The sequence below is a fragment of the Mucilaginibacter conchicola genome, from assembly GCF_003432115.1.
GTDB lineage: Bacteria > Bacteroidota > Bacteroidia > Sphingobacteriales > Sphingobacteriaceae > Mucilaginibacter > Mucilaginibacter conchicola.
In genome coordinates this window covers 68,127-87,550 of the sequence record NZ_QWDC01000005.1, presented here as the reverse complement: position 1 = coordinate 87,550, position 19,424 = coordinate 68,127, and the positions used below count along the sequence as shown (strand labels likewise).

Here is a 19,424-nt window from a genome sequence, read left to right as displayed (position 1 = left end):
TGCTGGTTGCTGTAACCGATCTGTAACTGTTTCTGCTTTCTCTAAACAAGTTCTTTTGTCATCGAACGCACCCGATCATGGAAGATAAAAGAACCCAGGCCCGTATTACCGATATTATCTGCTTTTTGCTGATCCTTTTGTATTGTTACACGGCATTCAGCAAGCTGGCGGACTGGTCAAAGTTCGAAGAGCAAATGTATAACCAGTCTATCCCGAAAGGCCTGGCGGCGTTGCTGATCCGAACACTGCCGGCAACAGAGGTCGTCGTCAGCTTTTTACTTTGCTTTCCCCGTACCCGGAAAGCAGGACTGCTCTTGTCATTGGGCTTACTGATCTTGTTCACCGGATACATCGGTCTTGTCGTGGCCGGGTTCTACGATCGGGTGCCCTGCTCCTGTGGCGGCGTTCTCAGGTCGTTGGGATGGACCGCGCATTTGTTTTTTAACCTGGTCTTTTTGCTGTTGAACCTTATCGCAATATATTTCACAAGCAGGGGAAGGAGGGAAGCGGCCGGATAAACTGCAACAGGACCCGGGTCATCAGGGATGGTCAGGGATCACAGGATAAGCTGAAAACCTGCAAACAGAGTAAGCGATCATCATTTTTTTTAACTTAAAGTTTTTCTGAATGTTTTTTGATCCAATAAAGCATTCGCTATCATGAACAGAATGAAAATTAATATGGCGCTTTTAGCAATGGTATTGGGTATTTCTGCAGCATTTGCATTCAAACCCGCTGAACCTAAAAAGTTCTCTGTCGTTTACCGCAGGATCGCAACCGCTGCGACAAAAGAAACCAGCAACACCTGGGTACAGGGAGCGCCTACCGCATCTTGTTTAAGCGCTACCAAGATCTGTACCGCCACTTTTGCTGACGGCTATAATCCGAACGAGCATTCTTACGAGGATAACGTAGCCAATGCTACATCTGTGCAATCGGGCTATCGCCCTAACTAAATAACAAAAGGCGCCGTGTAATTAACACGGCGCCTTTTTTTTTATCGCTCATTTTGCGGGATCCCGCTCCGGTTGACCTCTTCATCCGGGATGGGGAAAACATACCGCTTATCACCCGGCAAAAGTTCGATGGTCTCGCCGTTGCTGAGTTTGCTGATGGTCGTCTTGAACCGTTCTTCGAGGTTCAGGCGCCGCAGGTCGGTCCAGCGCAGGCCCCTTCCGATCAGTTCCTTTCTCCTTTCTTCCAAAATGACGGGCAGGGCGTCTTCGGATGTATTTGCTTTGAACGGCACGAATGTCCCTGTTTTCCACCGGGTCACCAACAGGTCGTTCAGGTCTTTCAGCGCGGCGGTAGTATTACCGGCACGCGCATAACTCTCAGCACGGATCAGGTACAGCTCGTCTGTAGCAGGGCCGCCGAACAGCGAGCTGAAGTCTCCGGTATACGTACCCAGGTAACTAAAGCCGCCATATCCCTGGTCAGCAAAGAACAGGCTCTTCCGCAGGTCATCCTCTGCGTAGCTGCCATAAAGGATCGGGTCTGCGAATACGCCCGGCTCAATAAAGAAGGAATAACCGACAAGGTTCCCGAAGACAAGCGCTTCGGGATTGCCATTAGGAAAGATCAGTGGAAAAGGGCTGTCATAGCCTGAGGCTTCCAATGTGTTATAGTCGATCAGTTGATGGTTCAGGGCCAATGCCTTCGTCGCGTAATCCAGCGCTCGTGCATGGTCTGACATACTCTGATAGGTTCGGGCGAGCATGGCAAAAGCCGCCGCTTTTACCGGCCTGTTCTTGATTGTGCCCGTTTCCGGTAGCAGATCCGCAGCGGCTTTCAGATCACTGATGACCTGCTGATAACTTTGTTCGAGCGTCCCGCGCCCGGCGATCACGTTGACATCCGGCGTAGTACGTACCGGCAGCCCCGGCAGGCTGGCAGCAGTGGCCGCGCTGTAGGGCGCAGCAAATTCCTGCAAAAGGGAGTAAAAGGCTGTCGCACGGTGAAAATATGCGGCGCCCTTGACCGCTTTCGCCAGGCTACCTTTGGACGGGTCTGCCTGGTCTATCCCCGCAAGCACGACGTTGCAGGTAAAGATCCCGCTGTAGGGTTGATTCCAGTCGTTGACAGCAGCGCCCTGGTAAACGTCCTTCGCCCACAAGTAGCTGTTCCGTTCGATCGCATCAAGTCCGGTCAGCGTCGCATCATCAGCTGTGTAGTTATCTGAGGCGATCTCGTTCAGCCCCGGAACGGTATTGAGGTTACCCGCCACAGAGGCATCCATCAATTTTTGGTAATCTGCGACCGTGCCCGGAACGAGCAGGGACTGGTCGGAACGTTTGTCAAGGTAATCTTTGGTGCAGCCGCCCGTCATCAGGAGAAGAACGGCAAAATATCGGGTCATTTTTTTCATGATTTAAGGGTTAAAGGTCTGCTTTGATGCCAAAGGCGATGGTCCTCGGTAAGGGAAGAATGTCTCCGTTCACCGCATCGGGGTCAAGGTCGTTCTTCGCCGCTTTCCACAGCAGGCCGAGATTATTGGCGTATATGTAGAAATGCAGGCCTTTGAAAGGCAGTCTTTTCAGTGAGGCCCCCCTTAGGTCGTAACCGAGGTTGACATCCTGAAGACGGATGTTATCGCCTTTTTGTACCAGCACGGATGAATAGGTATAGAAGTTGTCCCGGTTGCCATTGATGGTCGCCGGTTGTGACGGGATGCTGGTGTGGGCCTCGTCACCCGGCGCCTGCCAGCGCAGCGCATAATCCCCGTGGCCGCCGAGACCGGACAAGACGGTATTATACTGCACCGATGAGCGCCTTGTATAATAACCGAAACGATAGGTGATATTGGCGGAAAGACTGAACTGTTTGTAGCCGAAGGTATTTCGCAAGGCACCATAGGTGGTCGGTCTGGCAGGCCCGTTGTATTTGATGGTCTGCAGCGTAGCGGAATTGATGATGGCCGCATAATCTTTACTGACCTGGCCGTTCAGGTAACCCTGCGGGTCTCCCGTTTTCGGGTCCAGCCCCGCCCATTCGTAACTGTAAATGGCATAAAGCGGCCTGCCGGTCGCAGGGCTTGCACTGTAAGCAGCAGAAAGATAATCGCGGGCGATAGCAGTGGAACTTAAGGCGTAGCCGGTCACTTTTTCATTGAGTTTGGTGAACAGGAACGTGGTCGACCATTGGAACGGCCCGGTAAGATTCCGGCTCGTCAGGCTGATGTCCACACCTTTCGTTTGGGTCGATGCTGTATTGCCGCGGAACTGGACCAGTCCGGTCTGTGGCGCCAGCGGCGCGTCGCCGATCAAATCACTGCCTTTTTTGATGTAAAGGTCTACCGACCCGCTCAGGCGCTCATCGGGGGAGGAAAAATCCAGGCCCAGGTCCGTGGTGCGAACCCGCTCCCAACGCAGTTGCGGGTTGGGCGGGTTCTGGATCCTGGCGTAAGGGACACCCAGGAAATTATTCGCTGCACTGAAGTAGATGGCCGTCGTGTAGGCAGACAGCGTCTTGTCGATATTGCCGCTGGTGCCATGGGTGATACGCATCGTCAGGTTGGGCAGCCAGGTAACTTTGTAAAAGGGTTCTTCGGAAAGTTTCCAGCTGAAACCGGCCGAGTATAACGGGACGCCCTTTTGGTTGGTTGACACACCGAACAGGTTACTCTGATCAAGTCTCGCACTTCCCGATAACAGGTAACGTTTGTGCAAGGTGTACCCGGCATTCGTATAATAGGAGATGAACCGGTCGGTCAGATCGGTATGACCGTCAAAATTCTGGATACGGGTGCTCTTCGATGCAGGGTTGATATACGTCCCGAACGCGCTGATGTAGTCCACCGGCTGGCTGGCGGCATGCTCGGGATCATAGCCGTAAAAGCGGGTCGTTGATCCCGTACTGTGGATGTCCCGTAATTCTGCGCCAGCGATCATATTCAACTGATGGTCGATTGGAAAGTTTCTTTCAAAGCTCAGTTGTCCCCTGACCGTATGACTGTTCGAAAGACTGCTGCGTTCATCAAGGATGCCGCCCTCCGGGATCGGGCGGTTCAGTGACCCGTCGGTATTGACGGTGGTCAGCCGGTTGATCTGGTCCCGCGTGTACCAGGAGGCCAGGCCCTGGTTGTTCCGGTAATCGGTCGTTACCCGATTGTATTGATAAAGAATGCTGGCATTCAGCCCCGGCATGATCTGGTACCTGCTGTCAAAATTGAAGCGATAGTCCGCAGCGCCCGTGCGCTGGTCCATGGCATGCAACTCATCGAGCGGGGTATAGTTCCAGTCGAGCAGGCCTTGTGACGCCGCGGTTTGGATCAGAGCCGAACGGTAGGTGTGCGGCAGGGCCAATGCTGTCCCGTTCGCATCCGCCAGTTGGGCGTATGGGTAGATGCTTTTTCCGGGGGCATAGTTCAGTGCACTGGCGGGCAAGGCATTTTGAAGAGTGGTGGACAGCGTCGCGAAAATACCCGTTCCGATCGTTAGTTTCCTGTTCAGCAGACTATAGGTATTGTTGGCATCGAGCGTGTAGCGGCGATAGCCGTTGCCGTTCGATGTGGAACGGTTATCATCATAGCCGCCGGAGACATAGAACCGCTGGATATTGCTGCCGCCGCTCAGGCTCAGGCTGTATTGCTGGCTGGTCCCCGTCCGGTACAGATATTTGCTGATGTCTTTGCGGACATCGTTGGCCTCTAACCGGCTGATGGCAGCATCCGCCTGGGCTGAAGTCATCTTGCCGTCCCGCTGCGCGATCAGCAGCTCGACCACGGGTGTCAGCGCGACTTTATTGAAACTGTTTTCCTGGTTCTTGTAATAGCCGTTCGCGAACAACGTTCTTTCTGTTGCTATGAAATCCGATGTGCTCATCACGGGCGTGTAAAAGAGATCGGGTTTGGCGCTTAGGCTGAGGTTGCTGTTAAAAGACACTTTGACGGGCTCGTCGAACCGGCCTTTTTTGGTCGTGATCACGATCACGCCGTTTCCGGCACGGGTGCCCCAGATAGAGGCTGCCGCTGCATCTTTGAGGACCGTAACACTCTCCACGTCATTAGGATTGATGTTGCTGACATCGCCTTCGTACGGATAATTGTCTACCACGATCAGCGGTGAGGTTTTGGCGAACAGGGTGCTTTGCCCCCTGATCGAGATGGATGTCTGCTCATTCGCCTTGTTGCCGATACGGTTAAAGGTCAGCCCGGGGACAACATCGGCCAGGCGGCTGATGATATCCGTACTGACGCTCCGGTTCAGTAACTGTCTGTCGACCTGGACGAAGGAGCCGGTCGCCCGTTCCTTCGGAAGCTCCTGGTAACCCGTGGACACGATCACCTCTTTTAATTCGTTGGCGATCTGTTCCAGCCGGATGAGCAGCTCATGGTCGGGTGCGGAGTTGATGACCATTTCGTATGGCTGATAGCCGGTGTAGGTGACCAAAAGGGTGATTCGGCCGCTTGCTTTAAGATTGAACTGCCCGTTCTCTCCGGCCGTTACGCCGGTATTGCCTGCTTTGATCATAACAGATGCACCCTGCAAGGGGCTGTCATCCCCCTTGCTGAGCACCCTGCCGCTGATCGTGTACTGGGCCGAAGCCATTAGCGAAAAGAGCATCAGGCTCAAGGTAATGATGCTCTTTTTCATCTTGACGGCGTTGTTTGGGTTGATGCCGCTTCTTTTTTATCACTGACATGCATCTCGTTAACGGTTTGTGTGCCTGGTTTCAGTGTCAGGCCATATACCGCCAGTTCTTTATTCAACTTGTCGAGGTTATCAAAACCGTTCCTGATCGTCAGCGTGACCGGCTCTTTGTATCCTGTGCGGTCCACCCAGGGCAGTTTAGTGACCTGCTTCATGTTCGCTGCTGCGACAAGAAAACGAAGCGGACGGTTGGTTAGCGTAGCGCCGAACCGGTCCATCGCAGTGGCAGGCGTGCCGCCTTTGGGTTTCATTCTGGCGTGGTCGCCCGTGCTTTCCAAAACCATACAGGGCTTTTCCCTGGGTACGAAACTCACCGTGTAATCGGGGAAGAACTTTTGGATCTCGGCACGCATGATCTCAAAAACGTGCCGTTTCATCGAAGCGGGGACTTTTAGTTCATAACAATAACCATGGCCATTGGCCAGCCACTCGTCATATTCCTGGCCGATAGCGTTGGAGTTGATCTTAGCCGTGTCCGCGACATCAAGTTTGATCTCATCCAGGTCCATGTAATACAGGCGTCCCTTATCCCCGCCGGCGATCGCCATTAATTGTAGCGGGTTCATATTTCTTCCGAGGATGCGGAATCCGCCATCTTTTTCCGGGGTTTGCAGGATACCCAGGCCAAGTCCTGGTTTATAAGGGGTCAGTACGGAGTGGTAAAGCAGGTCTGATCCGTCACCGCCGTTGCCATTCATCAGGAAAGGAATGGAGTCGATATATGCCATGGGTTTTGCATCAATTTTTTGCTTCATCTCCGGTACCCTGCTTTCCAGGAATTTGCTGATGTTGGCCGCATTGACATCCTGGAACTCGGTGAAGGAGCGGACCACACCCTCTTGGTCGATCCAAACATAATGGGGCAGGAAACTGTGCGGGAACATTTGCACCAGTGTGGTGTCGCCGGTGGCTTCCGGGAAGTCATAATGTTTACCTTTCTGCTGGTTCAGTTTTTTCATAAAGGTGGTCACGGTTGCCTGTGGCTGTGAGCTCACGGGGATAAAGACCACTTTGCCTGCAAATTGCTTCTGCAGGCTGTCCATTTTCGGGATCATCATCACACAGGGGGCACACCAGGTCGCCCAGAAATCCAGGATCACCAGCTTGCCCCGGTAGTCGGAGAGCCTGGCGGATTTGACGATGTTGTTGGAAAGGAGCGGGAAGGACAGGTCAGGAACGGTCTCACCGGTCTTGACGGGTTTGATCACCCCGCCATAAAATTGTGCATATAATGGAAAGTTAAGGCAAAGCGCTGCCAGTACGATCAGTGTCGTGATTTTTTTCATGGGGAACTTAGTTTGTTTAGTAAATGGAAAGGACAATAAAAGGCAATGGCAACCCCTGACGAGGCATAACTATTAACTGACCGGGGTTGCCATCACGGGCGGATCAATCCGGTGGGCAAATGACCAGAGACCACTGATAACATGCATTAGGGTTCATGCGTCTCCTCCTTTCTTTGTTCGGTTTGGAAGGCGTACAGGGCAACGACCAGGTCCTGAAGTTTATCGGCGAACAAGGCAAGCTGCTCAGGAGGCAGATGGTGCAGGGTGTTGCCTTTACCGGTAACGCCGAAGAAGAACCACTTGTACAGCTCGGCTTTGACCCGCTCATCCGCAATGTCGCAGAAGAACAGGTCCAGCGCTTCTGAAGCGCTGAGCAGCTTTTTGCCGTGAAGGGTTTTGGTCGTGGTTCCCATACTGTTTTGTAAAGTCGGGTGGAGGCCTGGTTCAAAAAAGAAGGCGTGGAACCCAACTTATTGTCTTAGAGGTACTGGTATACCCGGGAACAAACAAGTGAGCCCACGCCTATAGCGTGAGCATTCCACTTATTTCTCGTTCCCTTTAAATTACCAGTTTTCTAAGACGAGATCTAAAGTGCGAATGCCTTTATTCTTTATGAAGGATATCGCAAAAGTACTATTTAACCATATTATTCATCATGTGTTAAATGACGCTTTATCCAAATATACTAATTTAATATTATTTACGGTAATACTCTACCGTGTTAACTAAAATTTTTTCTGACAGATTGGCCCTATCAAACCATGGCCAAAAAAGATCATTCTACCTTAAAAAGTGATTTCGGTATTCACCTGAAAAAAATCAGGATGAATAAGGGTTATAGTTTGTTAGAAGTTGATTACCGGTGTGAGCTTAATGAAAGCAACATTTCTAAGATTGAAAACGGTAAATTCGATGTTCAGCTTTCCACAATATTTGAGTTAGCGAAAGGTTTAGGTGTCGAGCCAAAAGAACTACTTGATTTTAAACCAAGCGTTAAAGAATAATTGGGCGTTGCCTTTGGCCCAGGCTTTACGTTGCAAGTCCTCGCTACGCTGTGGGCTTTTCACTGCAATCCTTAACGCTGTGAGAACGACTGAGGGATTTATGAATTACATTATTGGTTCTGTTATGGAAAAGTGATAGTACAGGCGGCAGGCGATCTTGTGATTACGGTTACCCGTAAACATCCCTTTAGCGTGCTTTTGGCCGCTATTGCTGAGATTGTCTGAAAGTATGGTGGTCATTACCTGGTGACCGAGCCTGCTTGACATAGAAATTAGGGCGCACATAATTGCTAATATATTTAGTATAATAGTTCCCTATTTTAACATGCCAGTTTATGAGTTACAACAGCGAAAGATTTAAGATCACCTATCTCTACCGGGGCATTATGCGCACATCTCGTGTGAGTGTGGTTAATACAAAGACCGGCCCGTAGTACTGGTTTACATTCAAGAATAAAAAAACACCACTATATAACGAAGTCTCAATATGGAGATTGAATGCTGGATGGCTTAACACTCTTTAATGTTTATATGTCCAAAAAGGAAATGTGGTATGCTTTGGGAAAGGCTATTGATGATCAGGTTATAAATGCAAATAAAATCTGAGTTTTTGTGTCAAATCGAATTGTTATATTTAACTCAAATAACCTTATCTCTATGAGCGAGAACCTTGAACGTCTAAACAAAAATTGGATATTGATAACAACTGGCTACTTTGCATTAGGCTTATTATCAATTTCACTATATTATGCTGGTTACGGAATTAACATTTTAACTTTCATAGATGTAACAGAGCTTTTGACGATTTGGTTACCTATTTCAACAGCGCAGTATGTTTTAGTAGGTATTTGTATCGTGGTATTTGTTTTCTTGGAGAAGGCTGGCAAAGTTGATAAAGTGCAGTATCATTACTATCATTTCGTTGCCAGAACTTGTTTTTTGGCAGCGGAAATAACTTTTATCCTTAGGTATTTCTGTTACTATGGTGATCTGAGTGAAGATGCATTAATGTTTATCAGAACTACTGTTGGTTTTCTTCTGTGCGTTATCGTTTGCGTTGCTTTATTTATTCATGGTTTTCAAACGGTATGGGCAAGTATTAAGGCAATTTATAGGCAGGCCAGATACGGTGCAGATGAGCAGCAAGAAAGCATACAAACGTCAATATCAATTTGGGCTCTGACAATTTTTGTTTTTATAATGCCTACAGTTGAGATACAAGCGAGGACATTTACTGACCCAGTACCAGCCGTAACAACAATGGTTACTAAATCCGACACCGTTGTAAGCACAAATGATCTCAGGTATATTGGTAAAACTCGTAACTACGCTATTTTTTACGATAAAATTAATGGGAAGGCGAAGGTGTACTCACTGGGAGATTTGGTACAATTTAACCAGGATTATGTTAAATTTAAAAGAATGGCAAAAAAGAATGCCAAAAGTAAATAGGTCAATTATTACCCACTTTTTGACATCGTAAGCAAGATAATTCATTTGAAAATTTGCAACGCCCTAATATAAATAACCCCCAGCCGAGTTATAACATCCACCGCTAAAGAGAATGCCACATTAAACGTAACAACGCAACCGAGATAAAGTATTACTTTTAAAAACTCCGTGTCTGATATAATATTATGACCTATTTCATTGCCTTTGATAACAATATACTTGGCTAAAGAGGCACCTACAAAACATATTGCAGCCATAATCGCTTTAGATGCGGCCAAGTTGAGTTTTTCGATAATATCCGCCTGCTGGTCGTCAGAACTGTCGAAAGTTTTAGCCCAATTAAAACTTATAGAAGCCAAAGCTAAAAAAGCTGCAAATCCAACATTCGATACCGCTATAGTGTCCTTTTTGTAATCTATCAGGTAGTAACAAACTAATACTGCGGCACAAAGCCATGTTAAAAACAATACGAATATTGTTACTGCTATATTAAGGTTGTATATGAATTTTTCTCTTTTCATACGAAATTGCTTAATCTCTAAAATACTAAAACGCAGCAATAAATTTTATTAATGATGGACTAAAAAAAAAGCCCCTTAAAAGGGGCTTTTTTTTTGACGGTTAATGACCATTAGCTGTTAAGCTGTTTAGGTCGGTGGTCACTGGGCCTTCCAGCGATCCTCAGAGCTTGTAAAACTATTACCAGCTCCAAAAAGTGATTTAGCTCACTCATTGTTTGAAAACCCGCTTTTTAAGGCCTGAAGCGAAAGCGTTGTTAACATCCTACCCTGTAATGTTAAAAAATAAACGTATTTTGGTTATACCTATTTGCGTTTATACTATTACTTTTGATAGTACTTAGTGATGTAACAAATCACACTTTCAAGAGTGCCGGGTGCTGGATACATCCGGCATTTCTTTTTCCTGCCTGTCAGGTACTTCAAAGATAACTGATGCCAATACCTTAATCTAAAATTCTCTTCATTAAGTTTTCAACATACAAACATTATTAACGCAGCTATAATGCATGTAATTCATAATCAAATATTTACATAAGTTTGGGTACGAGGTATAACTGATGGCGCAAATACCTACGGAGAACTCAAATATCAATTAGCAAAAGGGAAGAATCAGTGAGGGCTATTCCGCTTGTTCAAGATGTAGCCCACAAGAAAAGCCCCAATAATAGGGGCTTTTCTTTACTTTTTTTTGTTATCCGTAAGTGCCTTGTACACGACGAATAACGCCATTAATGTCACTATCTGGTCCATTAAACAGTTTGACCATTGGAAGTAACGCTTTAATCAGTTCGACTGTAATATATACTTAATTAAATATTTTAATTAAGTATATTTAATTATACAAATCTCGCTATCTTTGTTCCCATTGACAATGAAAACAGTTTAACGACTTTTTAAAGAGCCAGTCTGCCAGGACTGGCTTTTTTGTTCTCCGCTCTCGCCGATCAACACAAAGATACTTTATTTCAATGCTTTATTTGATTACTGACCGTCTCTAATTATTAACACACAGGGGTTGGTGTGTTAAAAAAATATGTGGTCATTTTGCCTACACAAAATGAAGACTTAACTTTGAAATCTCAACCTTTTAAATACTCGTCCAGTTTTTTTACCACCCTTTTAAAGTTGTAAGGTTCAGATTGTGAGATAAATCATATTTTCTTTTAAATTAAAAATCTTAGATTTGAACATCGCCAGCGATTTTTTCAGTCGCCTGACGCACAGTAAATGAAAAACCTAAGCATTTCCCCAAAATATCTCTGCCGCCTTCTGGCTGTTACATTTATCTTCTTTAGTTTATCGATTGCTCAGCTTCATGCCCAACATCCGCCCGGCAGGCCAATTTTTATCATACAAACACCTGATGGGAATGACACTTCCAGATCGATTTTTGATGCTGGCAAGCGTTGGTTTGATGTTTATCGTATGCCAGGTTCTAACGCTGAAAACTTATTAAAATACCAGTCTGCCAAATTTAATGAGGATGGGACTTCCGTACTCGTCACTTTTCAAACGACCACCGTGAACCGCGCAGGCATTGGAGGCGCATTAAAGCCAAAAAAGGAAACGGCTATTACCACTGATCCGACAAGCATAGTCGTGGAGTATGTTGGCGGCTACGCTGAAGTGAACCAGGGGGGCGGAACCACAACTGAGAATTCGTCTACCTCTAAAAAGAAGCATGCTGTTTATGAGAATCACGCAGAAGGCTCATATTCTACAGCAAACGGTTCTCGATTGAAGGTTGTGCCGACGCTCGACTATACTAATGCCGATCAGGATGGCAGGAACGTAATAAAGTTCGACAGTGAAGATGGCCCAATGAACTTTGTTGACCGTAAGCTAAATATTACAACTTTCCCAAAATCGATCAAGCAGATCACCAGGGCAGCGGAGGCACTCAGACAGAATCCAAAAGCGACGCTCCGGTATGAAGTGCCAAAGAACAGGGTTGCAAAGATGCAAGACCTTCTTAAACGCGCAGGTGAAGCTAACAATCCTCGGATAAAAGTTGTTGGTGTAGATTATACTAATTATCCTGTTCAATAAGTGAACTACACACTTCAATAGGATTTGCCTTAAACTGGAAAAGATCACTTAGTTAAGCTAGGTGCCATTTTTTTGACATCTGTTCTTCTACCCGCTATCGAATACACCGTTTTTAAGGTGGGGATTGCCGGGCGTAGCGCAGGCTATGTAACATTCCCAACTATAATGGGGACTGCTTTTGGCCCAAGCTTTTCGTTCCAAGTCTCGCAGTGCTGCGGGCCTTTTACTGTATCTTTAACGCGACGATTATAAATGACAAATGGGTAAAGCAACTCGGTCGGGCATTAAATAATAACTTTCTTTGTTCGAGTGCCGTTTGTTATTTGCAGGTTAGATCGGACAACTCTGGCTGAGGATAGTATGTCGTATTGGAAAGCGGTCTAATTAATAGTGTAACTTGTCATATGAGTCAAGCTTTTGACGGGAACGATGGGACGTCCAGAGAAATGCCTATCCAGACCTACATTATTGGGGTGATATTACAAAGGTGATGAGTTCTTAAAAACGGTGGGTGCGATATCTACGAAAACGGTTCTTTTTGGTAATAGATATTTGGTTAGGTTCCGATCATGGATACAGCATTCAAGAGAAAGCCTCGAATATGAGTTGCGGGCAATGTTATACTTTTCTTATATTGGTCAAAGAAGCAATCCTATTATCATAGAAAGTTGCAATTCGCAAGACAATGGCTAAATCTAAAACTGATCGCAAGATATTCATCGACGACGTCCGCAAGGGAAAACACGAGCCTTTGGCATTTCACGCATTTCTAAAATATAATTTTTCAGAAAAAGATCGCGCCTTCATCTTAAGTAAATTTTCTGGCTTATACTATAACTACGCTTACAGCTTTCCGAAGCCATCAAGTCATCTGATTATTGGTAAACATTCGTCTTTTACCAAGGAAAATCCAGATTTGTTGGAAGAGTTTTATTTTCTCATTGAAACATTGCGTCAGCATCGCGGTGAAATCAACAATTTTTTAAAATTGAACGCAGAGCTTGAACATCTTGTCCTGAGTGGTGATTTTGAAAGATGCTTTGAGATATTAGATAAAATGGACGCCGTGCTTGGCCATTCATTTCATTCTCTACTTTGCGAATACTATATCAATGAAATAAGAGGAGATAATCAGGCGAATCATAAATTATTATCGTATTTAAATAGCAATCAAGCGTCGATGAAGCTATTGATACTGATGAATTTGACTAGGTATCGTATAGATCAAAATGTTTCCAGTTTACAATACGAAGGTTCAATCGAACAACACACTCGACTTTACGATCCTATCGCTTCCGCGCACTACATTGATTACATCTTTTTCAAATTTGACAACTTCAATTTTGATCATCAAATAAAAAACTATCCGTTCATCATCGGTTTTGATAGCGATTTCTCAGTTGTAGACCGTTATCAAACTTTAAAACGCATATTACCAATAATCTTGGCGGATGTAACTATTGATGAAGAAATCAAGTTGAAGATCGTTGACACGTGTGTTGTTCAGTTCGCAAACTCTAAGGATATATTTTGGACGAACTTTCGCGCACTGTATGGAAAAAACCAAAACATTGACTTTACCGACCGGTCGAATTTTCGTGATCTACAGGACAAACTTGTTGAAAGAAAGTACAAAGAGGCAACGGAACATTGCTTTAGCGTTTTAAGTAAACATCCTGAATATAGTGAACTCTATGTTCCTTATGTACAGGCAATAATCGCAAGTAATAATCACGTATCAAACATAGAATTCCCTCACTATCACGTAAAGGAAATTTTAGAATTGATGGAGGAAGTATTACAAAAAGGGCCTAATTACCTCGCGGCACGAGAAAAATTATTAAAAAGATTTTTCATGACCGCGCATTTTGAGTTTTCTACGCACATTCTGGAATTTATTTACAATGAATACAATATTGCGATATCACAAACGGTACAATTGATATCATTTCTTAATTCAGCAGTACTTCGATATAACTCTTTTAAGGTCTTTAAAAACGACGAAAAACTTATTGCCCTTCTTCAAAAAATCCCGCATAGAGCAGAACAATATTTAATTAGATGCATCGAAGGGTATATTCAGCCAGCCAGTAACTACTTATCTGCGAAAATCGCAGTTGGATATTTGATGAAGAAAAAAAGATATTCAGAAGCATTGGAGTTTCTTCTATCAATCGCAACTAATACCAGCGTAATTCATACCGAATATATGAGGAGTTGGCTTAAACGGAATATTGTTAAAGCTTATGCATTATTGAACGAGTTAGGAAAGGCTGCTGATATTATTGTCGAAGACTTCTTTGAGCGGGGCTTTGTTTTAGAATACTTGGGAGTACCTTCAATTTTTTCTCGTTTACAAGATCCATTCGAAACCACTTTTTCACATAATCTTTCGATTCCTATAATGTTGGAATTGTATCGACAACCACAGTCAGTTATCTATGACGCTATAGCAAATCACTTAGTTGCTTTCGGTTTATTTAAGCCATCAGAATTAATTGCTCAACATGGCGAAAACCCTTCTAAATATTTTCAGTATTTTTTAGAAAAATGCTGTGTCATGGAAAATCTTGAAGATTCTCCATTCTTTAAAACCATCGAATTATTGGAAGAAGAGCGCATAAAAATCCTTAATTATCTAAAAGGAAATAATTCTGAAAAAGTAGAGCTATACAATAAAGAGATTCGCACAATCGCCCAAAATGTAAGCTTGAGAAAAGGACTGCTTCAAATTCATGAGAGTCGAATTTACGTAGACGAAGCTGGAATATTGAGAACTCGTCTTACTCACTTTAAGGAGTTGTACGCGGCTTATGATTCGCTAAATGATATTAACCAGTTGCACTTAACGGGTTTAAAATTGAATACTGATCAATCAATCACCCCCATTGATTCTGTATATTTCTTTAAGACCCCAATCGAAATCGAACGACTAAATTCACTAGATGAGACATATGATCATGAATTAGATGAAAACGCTGTTTCAGTACCTTTAATAAAATATTCATATTACCTAAGCATATTTGGTTTTTTAAGAGATTTTTTCATAAAAGACGAAGATTACGGGTTTAAGGGGTTCTTAAGCATGCGGATTAGACACGGTACCTTTTCCAATGTTCTGCGAACAGTGTTTGAAAAATATCATTTAGTAAGCTCAAAAGAAAGCAATTCAAACCAATACCAAGAAGTTCGTTATTGGAACGATAAGCTGGAAAACACACTCGATAGTGGTGATCTTCAGTCGATTTTAAAAAGCTTCTCTTCAAATGTGGACATCATTATCGAAGATGCTTTAAGCTGGTTAGTTATAAATGACAGCGAAGTCAAACCAGAAAATGCCTCATTTGACTTTTTTTTCTCAGATAAAGAATTATTTGATCTTTATCGCAATAGGATAGGCAGGCTGACAAATTTTGATGATTTTATCTCTGAGCTTTTTAAAATATTGTTTGAAAGGCTTGAAAATTGTCTTTCTGCTCTCAGACCCCGAATCGCCCAGATTTTGTCGGATAAATTCGTTGCGTCACTACACGCCCTTGACAAGCAAATAGAGTCATTGAATCTGAATAAGGGAGATTATGGTCTAATAAATCATGAAATTCTAACTTGTACTACAGAAATTCAAGTAGTTACAACAAAAATTGAAAACTGGTTCAGGATCAGTAAAAACAAATACATCGAACGCTTTCCTATATCTTTAATAACCGAAACAATTGTAAATTATATAAATCAAATTTACGCTGATGCTTTAATAGTCAATAAACCTAATATCGAGATCAAGTGTAACAATGATATCAAGGGCCGTTATTTCGAACCGCTCGGCGATTTGTTTATCAATATTTTCGAAAATATCCTTAGCAAAAACAAAGACATAACTGATGGCAGGCTAAATATCGGCATAGATATTTACGAAGATGAACTGAAGGAAAGATTGATCATCCAGGTCGGAAATAACGTTTCTGAACAAAAGGACGAAAAACAAATGCAACACGACGTTTCTGACGCAAAAGGAAAGATATCAAGATATCAAAATGGAACCGATGTGGCCTTCGAAAAGGGGTCAGGCTTTATCAAATTGTGTAAGAACCTTTCAGTGGATTTGGACAGAAAGGAAGAGTACAACGTATTGCCGGATTATTCGGAGGATAAGCGAAGATTTGAAGTAAAAATTGAATTTAAAACCAACAATTTCTTTGCATGAACGGATTACTTGTAGAAGACGATCAAACTAAAGCGAACAAAATAATTGATATTATCAATGAGAAATGTCCTGGAGTGAATCTTTCTTTGGAAAGTTCCTATCAAAATGGGTTAAATGCAATATTTAATTATCCTTTTGACTTTATCCTATTAGATATGAGCTTGCCAACATATGACCAGATTAACGGTAACTTCAGCGGTAAACCTAAAGGTTTTGGAGGTAGCAATATTTTAAAAGAAATGCGGAGATACGGTAAAACTGCCGTTGTTAAAGTTATTACACAATACAATGAATTTGATGGCACGGTTTCAATGAAAGATTTAGACGCTGAACTTAAAACGACTTATCCCACTCTCTACCGGGGCTATATTACTTACGCCGCCAAAAGAACTGAATGGGTGGAAGAATTGTGTGAATTTATTAAGTCAATGATGAATGGTATTCCTAATTGTCGATGATCAGGATATAAAAATCCAAAGGATATCGTTGGTGATTCAGGAAGCAATGTCTCCAGATAAACCGATAATATTGTCTGTAAATAACGTTAGTCAGGCGGTATTCTTACTTCAAGAACAATCGCACATTGATTTGATGATTCTTGACTTGAATCTTCCTGTTAGACATGGAGAAGACGTCAAACCGTTGGCAGGCTTAAACGTGATAAAAGAAATCACCAGAAGACCAGCCATCACTCGTCCAAAATACATCATTGGCAACACAGCGGAAAACCCTATAAGGCCGGAAGCGATTCGATTTTTCGAGCGCGAAGGTTGGGTATTAATTTCATTGCATTTGAATCAATCGGATTGGGAAGAGACAATTGCCAATCGTATCCAATACAGTAAGCCTCAAACTGGAATCAGCATTTTACGAAAAATAGTTTTATTGGCTTCGTCTCCTAAAAATTTAAGAGGATTAAATGTAGGTACAGAACTTCGCAAAATAGAGGATACAATTCGAATGGCTACCCATCGTGATAAGTTCACTATCGTATCTAAAAGTGGTGGAATGTATACTAATCTAGTCCGTGAAATAATTAGCCACAAACCGGAAATACTTCATCTTTCTGGTCACGGTGACGGAGAGGGCATTGCAATGGAAGATGAAAACGGTAATTGCGATTACGTGCCGCTTGAAACATTAGAATCATTATTAAAGGTGGACGGTTTGAAAACGTCATGCATTATTCTTAATACTTGTTATTCTGCCCAACAGGCGAAGTCTTTGTCGCTGAATAACCTTTACGTTATAGGAATGACAAATTCTACTGTTGACAACTATGCTGAAAGCTTTTCGCAAGGTTTTTATCAAGGAATCGGTGAACTGACATCGATTCCAGTCGCATTTCAACTTGGGATAGCCTCGTTACAAAAATCCCATCCTCATCAGGTTACAAATCCACAATTATGGTTTAAGGGAAATTTGGTTAACTAACGAAAAGTCCAATAAAGCTCCTGTGCTTCATTATTGGGTATTAAATTTCGAAGTGCTGGATTGAAATTGAACCTGAATAATTGATATATATCATTTATCAAAGCGGCAGTATCGGAATAATATCCATGCCCTAAGAATGACGGATCCGTTTTACTGGCGTCAATCGTATCGATACCTTCAAAACATGTTATAAGACCGCCTGATTCCCCAAGCCTGATCATCGAAGAGTGTATATTTCTGGATATTTTTAGCGCCGTATCACTGGAGGATGCATATAGGGTAATTCTTTTAGCTACAGTAGTTATAGCGTTGGCATATTCGTCTAAAAACTGTTGTGCGTCTAGATCAGGAGCAGCTAAAACAATTTGATTAAACACCTGCCCTTCAAAAAATGACTCCTTATCGAGTTTGTTAATTGCAAAAGATACAAGTCTATTACCCATACTATGGGCTATAATGTGAACTTTTTTATTTTTAATAATTGGCCCTAGTAATTTTAAAAATGAAACAAATTGTTCTGTTGATGCGTGTACTATTCCCTCATCTTCTGGATAATTTAATAGATTAGCATGGGATGGCCAACTGTAAAATATCGGTGCCCCCTTGAATCCCAAATCAAAAGCCAATTGTGCTGTTCTTAATATACCATCGTTGAAGGACGTATTGAATCCGTGAATAAATATAAATGCGTCTTGCTCGGACGATTCGCTTAGTTTAGATAAAACACCATTTAAAAAGTCATCTTGTGTTAAAAATTTGGTTTCCAAAATCGCAAAATGCTTGTCGTGATTTTCTACGAATTCTAATTTCCACCAGGAGGGTCGGTTAAGTTCTCCGATCTTATGCCTTCCCGGAATATTAACTCTACATTGGCCGAGCGAAAGAGAATCAGCACCTGACTCAAATACAGAGTGGGCAACGAATGCATTGTTCCTGACAGCTCTATTAGTTCCAAACCATACGACTGTCTGATAATTCGGGGACTTTATCGTTTTAACGATTGAGCGTTCTTCAACGCCGAAGTTCTTTTCATCCCTAAATCTTTGGTCTTTTAAAAATTCTTTTGTAAAGCTTTGCAGATTGAACTGAAACAGTCTTTCAGTTTGACCATTTCTCAAGAGGTTTATACTTGTTTGTGAAAATAAACTTTCGGCCAGCCTCTCGATAATCACAACTATTATTCCGCCCACATTCCCCGATATTTTAAGATTCAATTCAAAGTGATCTTGTTCAATATCTTGTACGAAGTTGATTGTATTCTTATCTTCGTAATGGATACTATTATCTCTTATTTGAAGACCATCTAAAAGTATGGACTCGAGCTCGGCATCTTCACAAATAATGCTAATTTTAATTCGTCCAATTGTCATTTTAGAAAGTTAAGGTGTTTGTAGAGCGTTAACTCAAATCTACATAATTGCGGGTATAAAAGTATATTTCAATGCCGCATTTATTAACTCCTTCGGCTTGACATACATACTCTTGATTCGTAGCATCTTCGGCCTTTTATATACGTTATTGATAAATTTTGCAAACAGCATAGTTTGCCCGCTACTAGAAACCACCTCCCGCTTGTTGCCACTGCTGAAATCACTAGCGTTTGCCCAGCCGATTTTTTAAAATGAAAATGCCCTGTTTCATCCGTATCGTCGATTTGGCCGTTTCAAGCCTTACCGTGACATTATTGATAGCCAAATGAGTAGTACTGTCTAAAACCTGGCCCGAGAGTTTGGTGTTTTGCCCATAAGAACTATAGGCGAAAAAAACTAGTGATAGGAATACATTACAAAATTTTTTCATGGCACATTATACCCCATTAAGGTAAC

At 43.1% G+C, this 19,424-nt stretch carries 15 protein-coding genes; 8 read left to right on the top strand and 7 right to left on the bottom strand.

What is annotated here, in order from left to right; translation table 11 throughout:
- Window positions 1-77: 77 nt before the first annotated feature.
- Entirely contained in the window at window positions 78-518 is a 441-nt protein-coding gene (locus D0C36_RS22990) for a MauE/DoxX family redox-associated membrane protein (protein WP_117394078.1), read from the top strand.
- A 141-nt stretch (window positions 519-659) separates the two neighbouring features.
- A complete protein-coding gene (locus D0C36_RS22985) occupies window positions 660-956 on the top strand; it encodes a DUF6520 family protein (RefSeq protein WP_147322088.1) in 297 nt (98 codons plus the stop codon).
- A gap of 41 nt (window positions 957-997) precedes the next feature.
- Here the strand turns inward: D0C36_RS22985 and D0C36_RS22980 are convergent, their stop codons facing one another.
- From D0C36_RS22980 to D0C36_RS22965, 4 genes are all read right to left on the bottom strand, one after another.
- Complete coding sequence (locus D0C36_RS22980) at window positions 998-2,368, bottom strand: RagB/SusD family nutrient uptake outer membrane protein (protein WP_117394076.1); 1,371 nt, start codon at window positions 2,366-2,368, stop codon at window positions 998-1,000.
- 10 nt (window positions 2,369-2,378) lie between these two features.
- The gene (locus D0C36_RS22975) at window positions 2,379-5,594 is read right to left on the bottom strand and encodes a SusC/RagA family TonB-linked outer membrane protein (protein WP_117394075.1); all 3,216 of its coding nucleotides are present in this window, start codon (window positions 5,592-5,594) and stop codon (window positions 2,379-2,381) included.
- Window positions 5,591-6,937 (bottom strand): TlpA family protein disulfide reductase, encoded by a 1,347-nt coding sequence (locus D0C36_RS22970; protein WP_117394074.1) that lies wholly within the window; start codon window positions 6,935-6,937, stop codon window positions 5,591-5,593. Before D0C36_RS22970 ends, D0C36_RS22975 begins: the two co-directional genes overlap by 4 nt.
- Before the next feature lie 146 nt (window positions 6,938-7,083).
- Window positions 7,084-7,350 carry a hypothetical protein gene (locus tag D0C36_RS22965; RefSeq protein WP_117394073.1) on the bottom strand — a complete coding sequence of 89 codons (267 nt, stop codon included), beginning with the start codon at window positions 7,348-7,350 and terminating at the stop codon, window positions 7,084-7,086.
- 348 nt (window positions 7,351-7,698) lie between these two features.
- Between D0C36_RS22965 and D0C36_RS22960 the strand changes: the two genes are divergently transcribed.
- Window positions 7,699-7,941, top strand: a complete 243-nt coding sequence (locus tag D0C36_RS22960; RefSeq protein WP_117394072.1) for a helix-turn-helix domain-containing protein — start codon at window positions 7,699-7,701, stop codon at window positions 7,939-7,941.
- 105 nt (window positions 7,942-8,046) lie between these two features.
- On the opposite strand, the gene D0C36_RS24640 is transcribed toward D0C36_RS22960, so the two are convergent.
- Entirely contained in the window at window positions 8,047-8,208 is a 162-nt protein-coding gene (locus D0C36_RS24640; RefSeq protein ID WP_158557184.1) for a hypothetical protein, read from the bottom strand.
- Window positions 8,209-8,598: 390 nt separating this feature from the next.
- On the opposite strand from D0C36_RS24640, the gene D0C36_RS22955 reads away from it, so the two are divergent.
- The gene (locus tag D0C36_RS22955) at window positions 8,599-9,393 is read left to right on the top strand and encodes a hypothetical protein (RefSeq protein WP_117394071.1); all 795 of its coding nucleotides are present in this window, start codon (window positions 8,599-8,601) and stop codon (window positions 9,391-9,393) included.
- A gap of 41 nt (window positions 9,394-9,434) precedes the next feature.
- On the opposite strand, the gene D0C36_RS22950 is transcribed toward D0C36_RS22955, so the two are convergent.
- Window positions 9,435-9,914, bottom strand: coding sequence for a hypothetical protein (locus D0C36_RS22950; RefSeq protein ID WP_117394070.1), 480 nt, complete (start codon window positions 9,912-9,914; stop codon window positions 9,435-9,437).
- Window positions 9,915-11,141: 1,227 nt separating this feature from the next.
- Here D0C36_RS22950 and D0C36_RS22945 point away from each other — a divergent pair.
- The 4 genes from D0C36_RS22945 (at window position 11,142) to D0C36_RS22930 (ending at window position 17,598) form a co-directional block, all read left to right on the top strand.
- Window positions 11,142-11,963: a hypothetical protein gene (locus tag D0C36_RS22945; protein WP_117394069.1), complete on the top strand. Its 822-nt coding sequence runs from the start codon at window positions 11,142-11,144 to the stop codon at window positions 11,961-11,963.
- Window positions 11,964-12,648: 685 nt separating this feature from the next.
- Window positions 12,649-16,164 carry a hypothetical protein gene (locus D0C36_RS22940; RefSeq protein ID WP_117394068.1) on the top strand — a complete coding sequence of 1,172 codons (3,516 nt, stop codon included), beginning with the start codon at window positions 12,649-12,651 and terminating at the stop codon, window positions 16,162-16,164.
- On the top strand, window positions 16,161-16,622 hold the full coding sequence (locus tag D0C36_RS22935; RefSeq protein WP_117394067.1) for a response regulator: 462 nt from the start codon (window positions 16,161-16,163) through the stop codon (window positions 16,620-16,622). The genes D0C36_RS22940 and D0C36_RS22935 overlap by 4 nt, the downstream gene beginning before the upstream one ends.
- Window positions 16,600-17,598 (top strand): response regulator, encoded by a 999-nt coding sequence (locus D0C36_RS22930; protein WP_117394066.1) that lies wholly within the window; start codon window positions 16,600-16,602, stop codon window positions 17,596-17,598. Before D0C36_RS22935 ends, D0C36_RS22930 begins: the two co-directional genes overlap by 23 nt.
- Here the strand turns inward: D0C36_RS22930 and D0C36_RS22925 are convergent.
- Window positions 17,595-18,968 (bottom strand): alpha/beta hydrolase, encoded by a 1,374-nt coding sequence (locus D0C36_RS22925; RefSeq protein WP_117394065.1) that lies wholly within the window; start codon window positions 18,966-18,968, stop codon window positions 17,595-17,597. The two genes, D0C36_RS22930 and D0C36_RS22925, sit on opposite strands and share 4 nt — an antisense overlap.
- Window positions 18,969-19,424: the final 456 nt, after the last annotated feature.

Excerpts from the sequence above, each read along its gene's own strand:
- D0C36_RS22945 (WP_117394069.1), top strand. The coding sequence starts at position 11,142 with ATGAAAAACCTAAGCATTTCCCCAAAATATCTCTGCCGCCTTCTGGCT.
- D0C36_RS22990 (WP_117394078.1), top strand. The coding sequence starts at position 78 with ATGGAAGATAAAAGAACCCAGGCCCGTATTACCGATATTATCTGCTTT.
- D0C36_RS22985 (WP_147322088.1), top strand. The coding sequence starts at position 660 with ATGAACAGAATGAAAATTAATATGGCGCTTTTAGCAATGGTATTGGGT.
- D0C36_RS22935 (WP_117394067.1), top strand. The coding sequence starts at position 16,161 with ATGAACGGATTACTTGTAGAAGACGATCAAACTAAAGCGAACAAAATA.
- D0C36_RS22950 (WP_117394070.1), bottom strand. The coding sequence starts at position 9,914 with ATGAAAAGAGAAAAATTCATATACAACCTTAATATAGCAGTAACAATA.
- D0C36_RS22960 (WP_117394072.1), top strand. The coding sequence starts at position 7,699 with ATGGCCAAAAAAGATCATTCTACCTTAAAAAGTGATTTCGGTATTCAC.
- D0C36_RS24640 (WP_158557184.1), bottom strand. The coding sequence starts at position 8,208 with ATGTCAAGCAGGCTCGGTCACCAGGTAATGACCACCATACTTTCAGAC.
- D0C36_RS22965 (WP_117394073.1), bottom strand. The coding sequence starts at position 7,350 with ATGGGAACCACGACCAAAACCCTTCACGGCAAAAAGCTGCTCAGCGCT.
- D0C36_RS22940 (WP_117394068.1), top strand. The coding sequence starts at position 12,649 with ATGGCTAAATCTAAAACTGATCGCAAGATATTCATCGACGACGTCCGC.
- D0C36_RS22930 (WP_117394066.1), top strand. The coding sequence starts at position 16,600 with ATGGTATTCCTAATTGTCGATGATCAGGATATAAAAATCCAAAGGATA.
- D0C36_RS22980 (WP_117394076.1), bottom strand. The coding sequence starts at position 2,368 with ATGAAAAAAATGACCCGATATTTTGCCGTTCTTCTCCTGATGACGGGC.
- D0C36_RS22955 (WP_117394071.1), top strand. The coding sequence starts at position 8,599 with ATGAGCGAGAACCTTGAACGTCTAAACAAAAATTGGATATTGATAACA.
- D0C36_RS22970 (WP_117394074.1), bottom strand. The coding sequence starts at position 6,937 with ATGAAAAAAATCACGACACTGATCGTACTGGCAGCGCTTTGCCTTAAC.
- D0C36_RS22925 (WP_117394065.1), bottom strand. The coding sequence starts at position 18,968 with ATGACAATTGGACGAATTAAAATTAGCATTATTTGTGAAGATGCCGAG.
- D0C36_RS22975 (WP_117394075.1), bottom strand. The coding sequence starts at position 5,594 with ATGAAAAAGAGCATCATTACCTTGAGCCTGATGCTCTTTTCGCTAATG.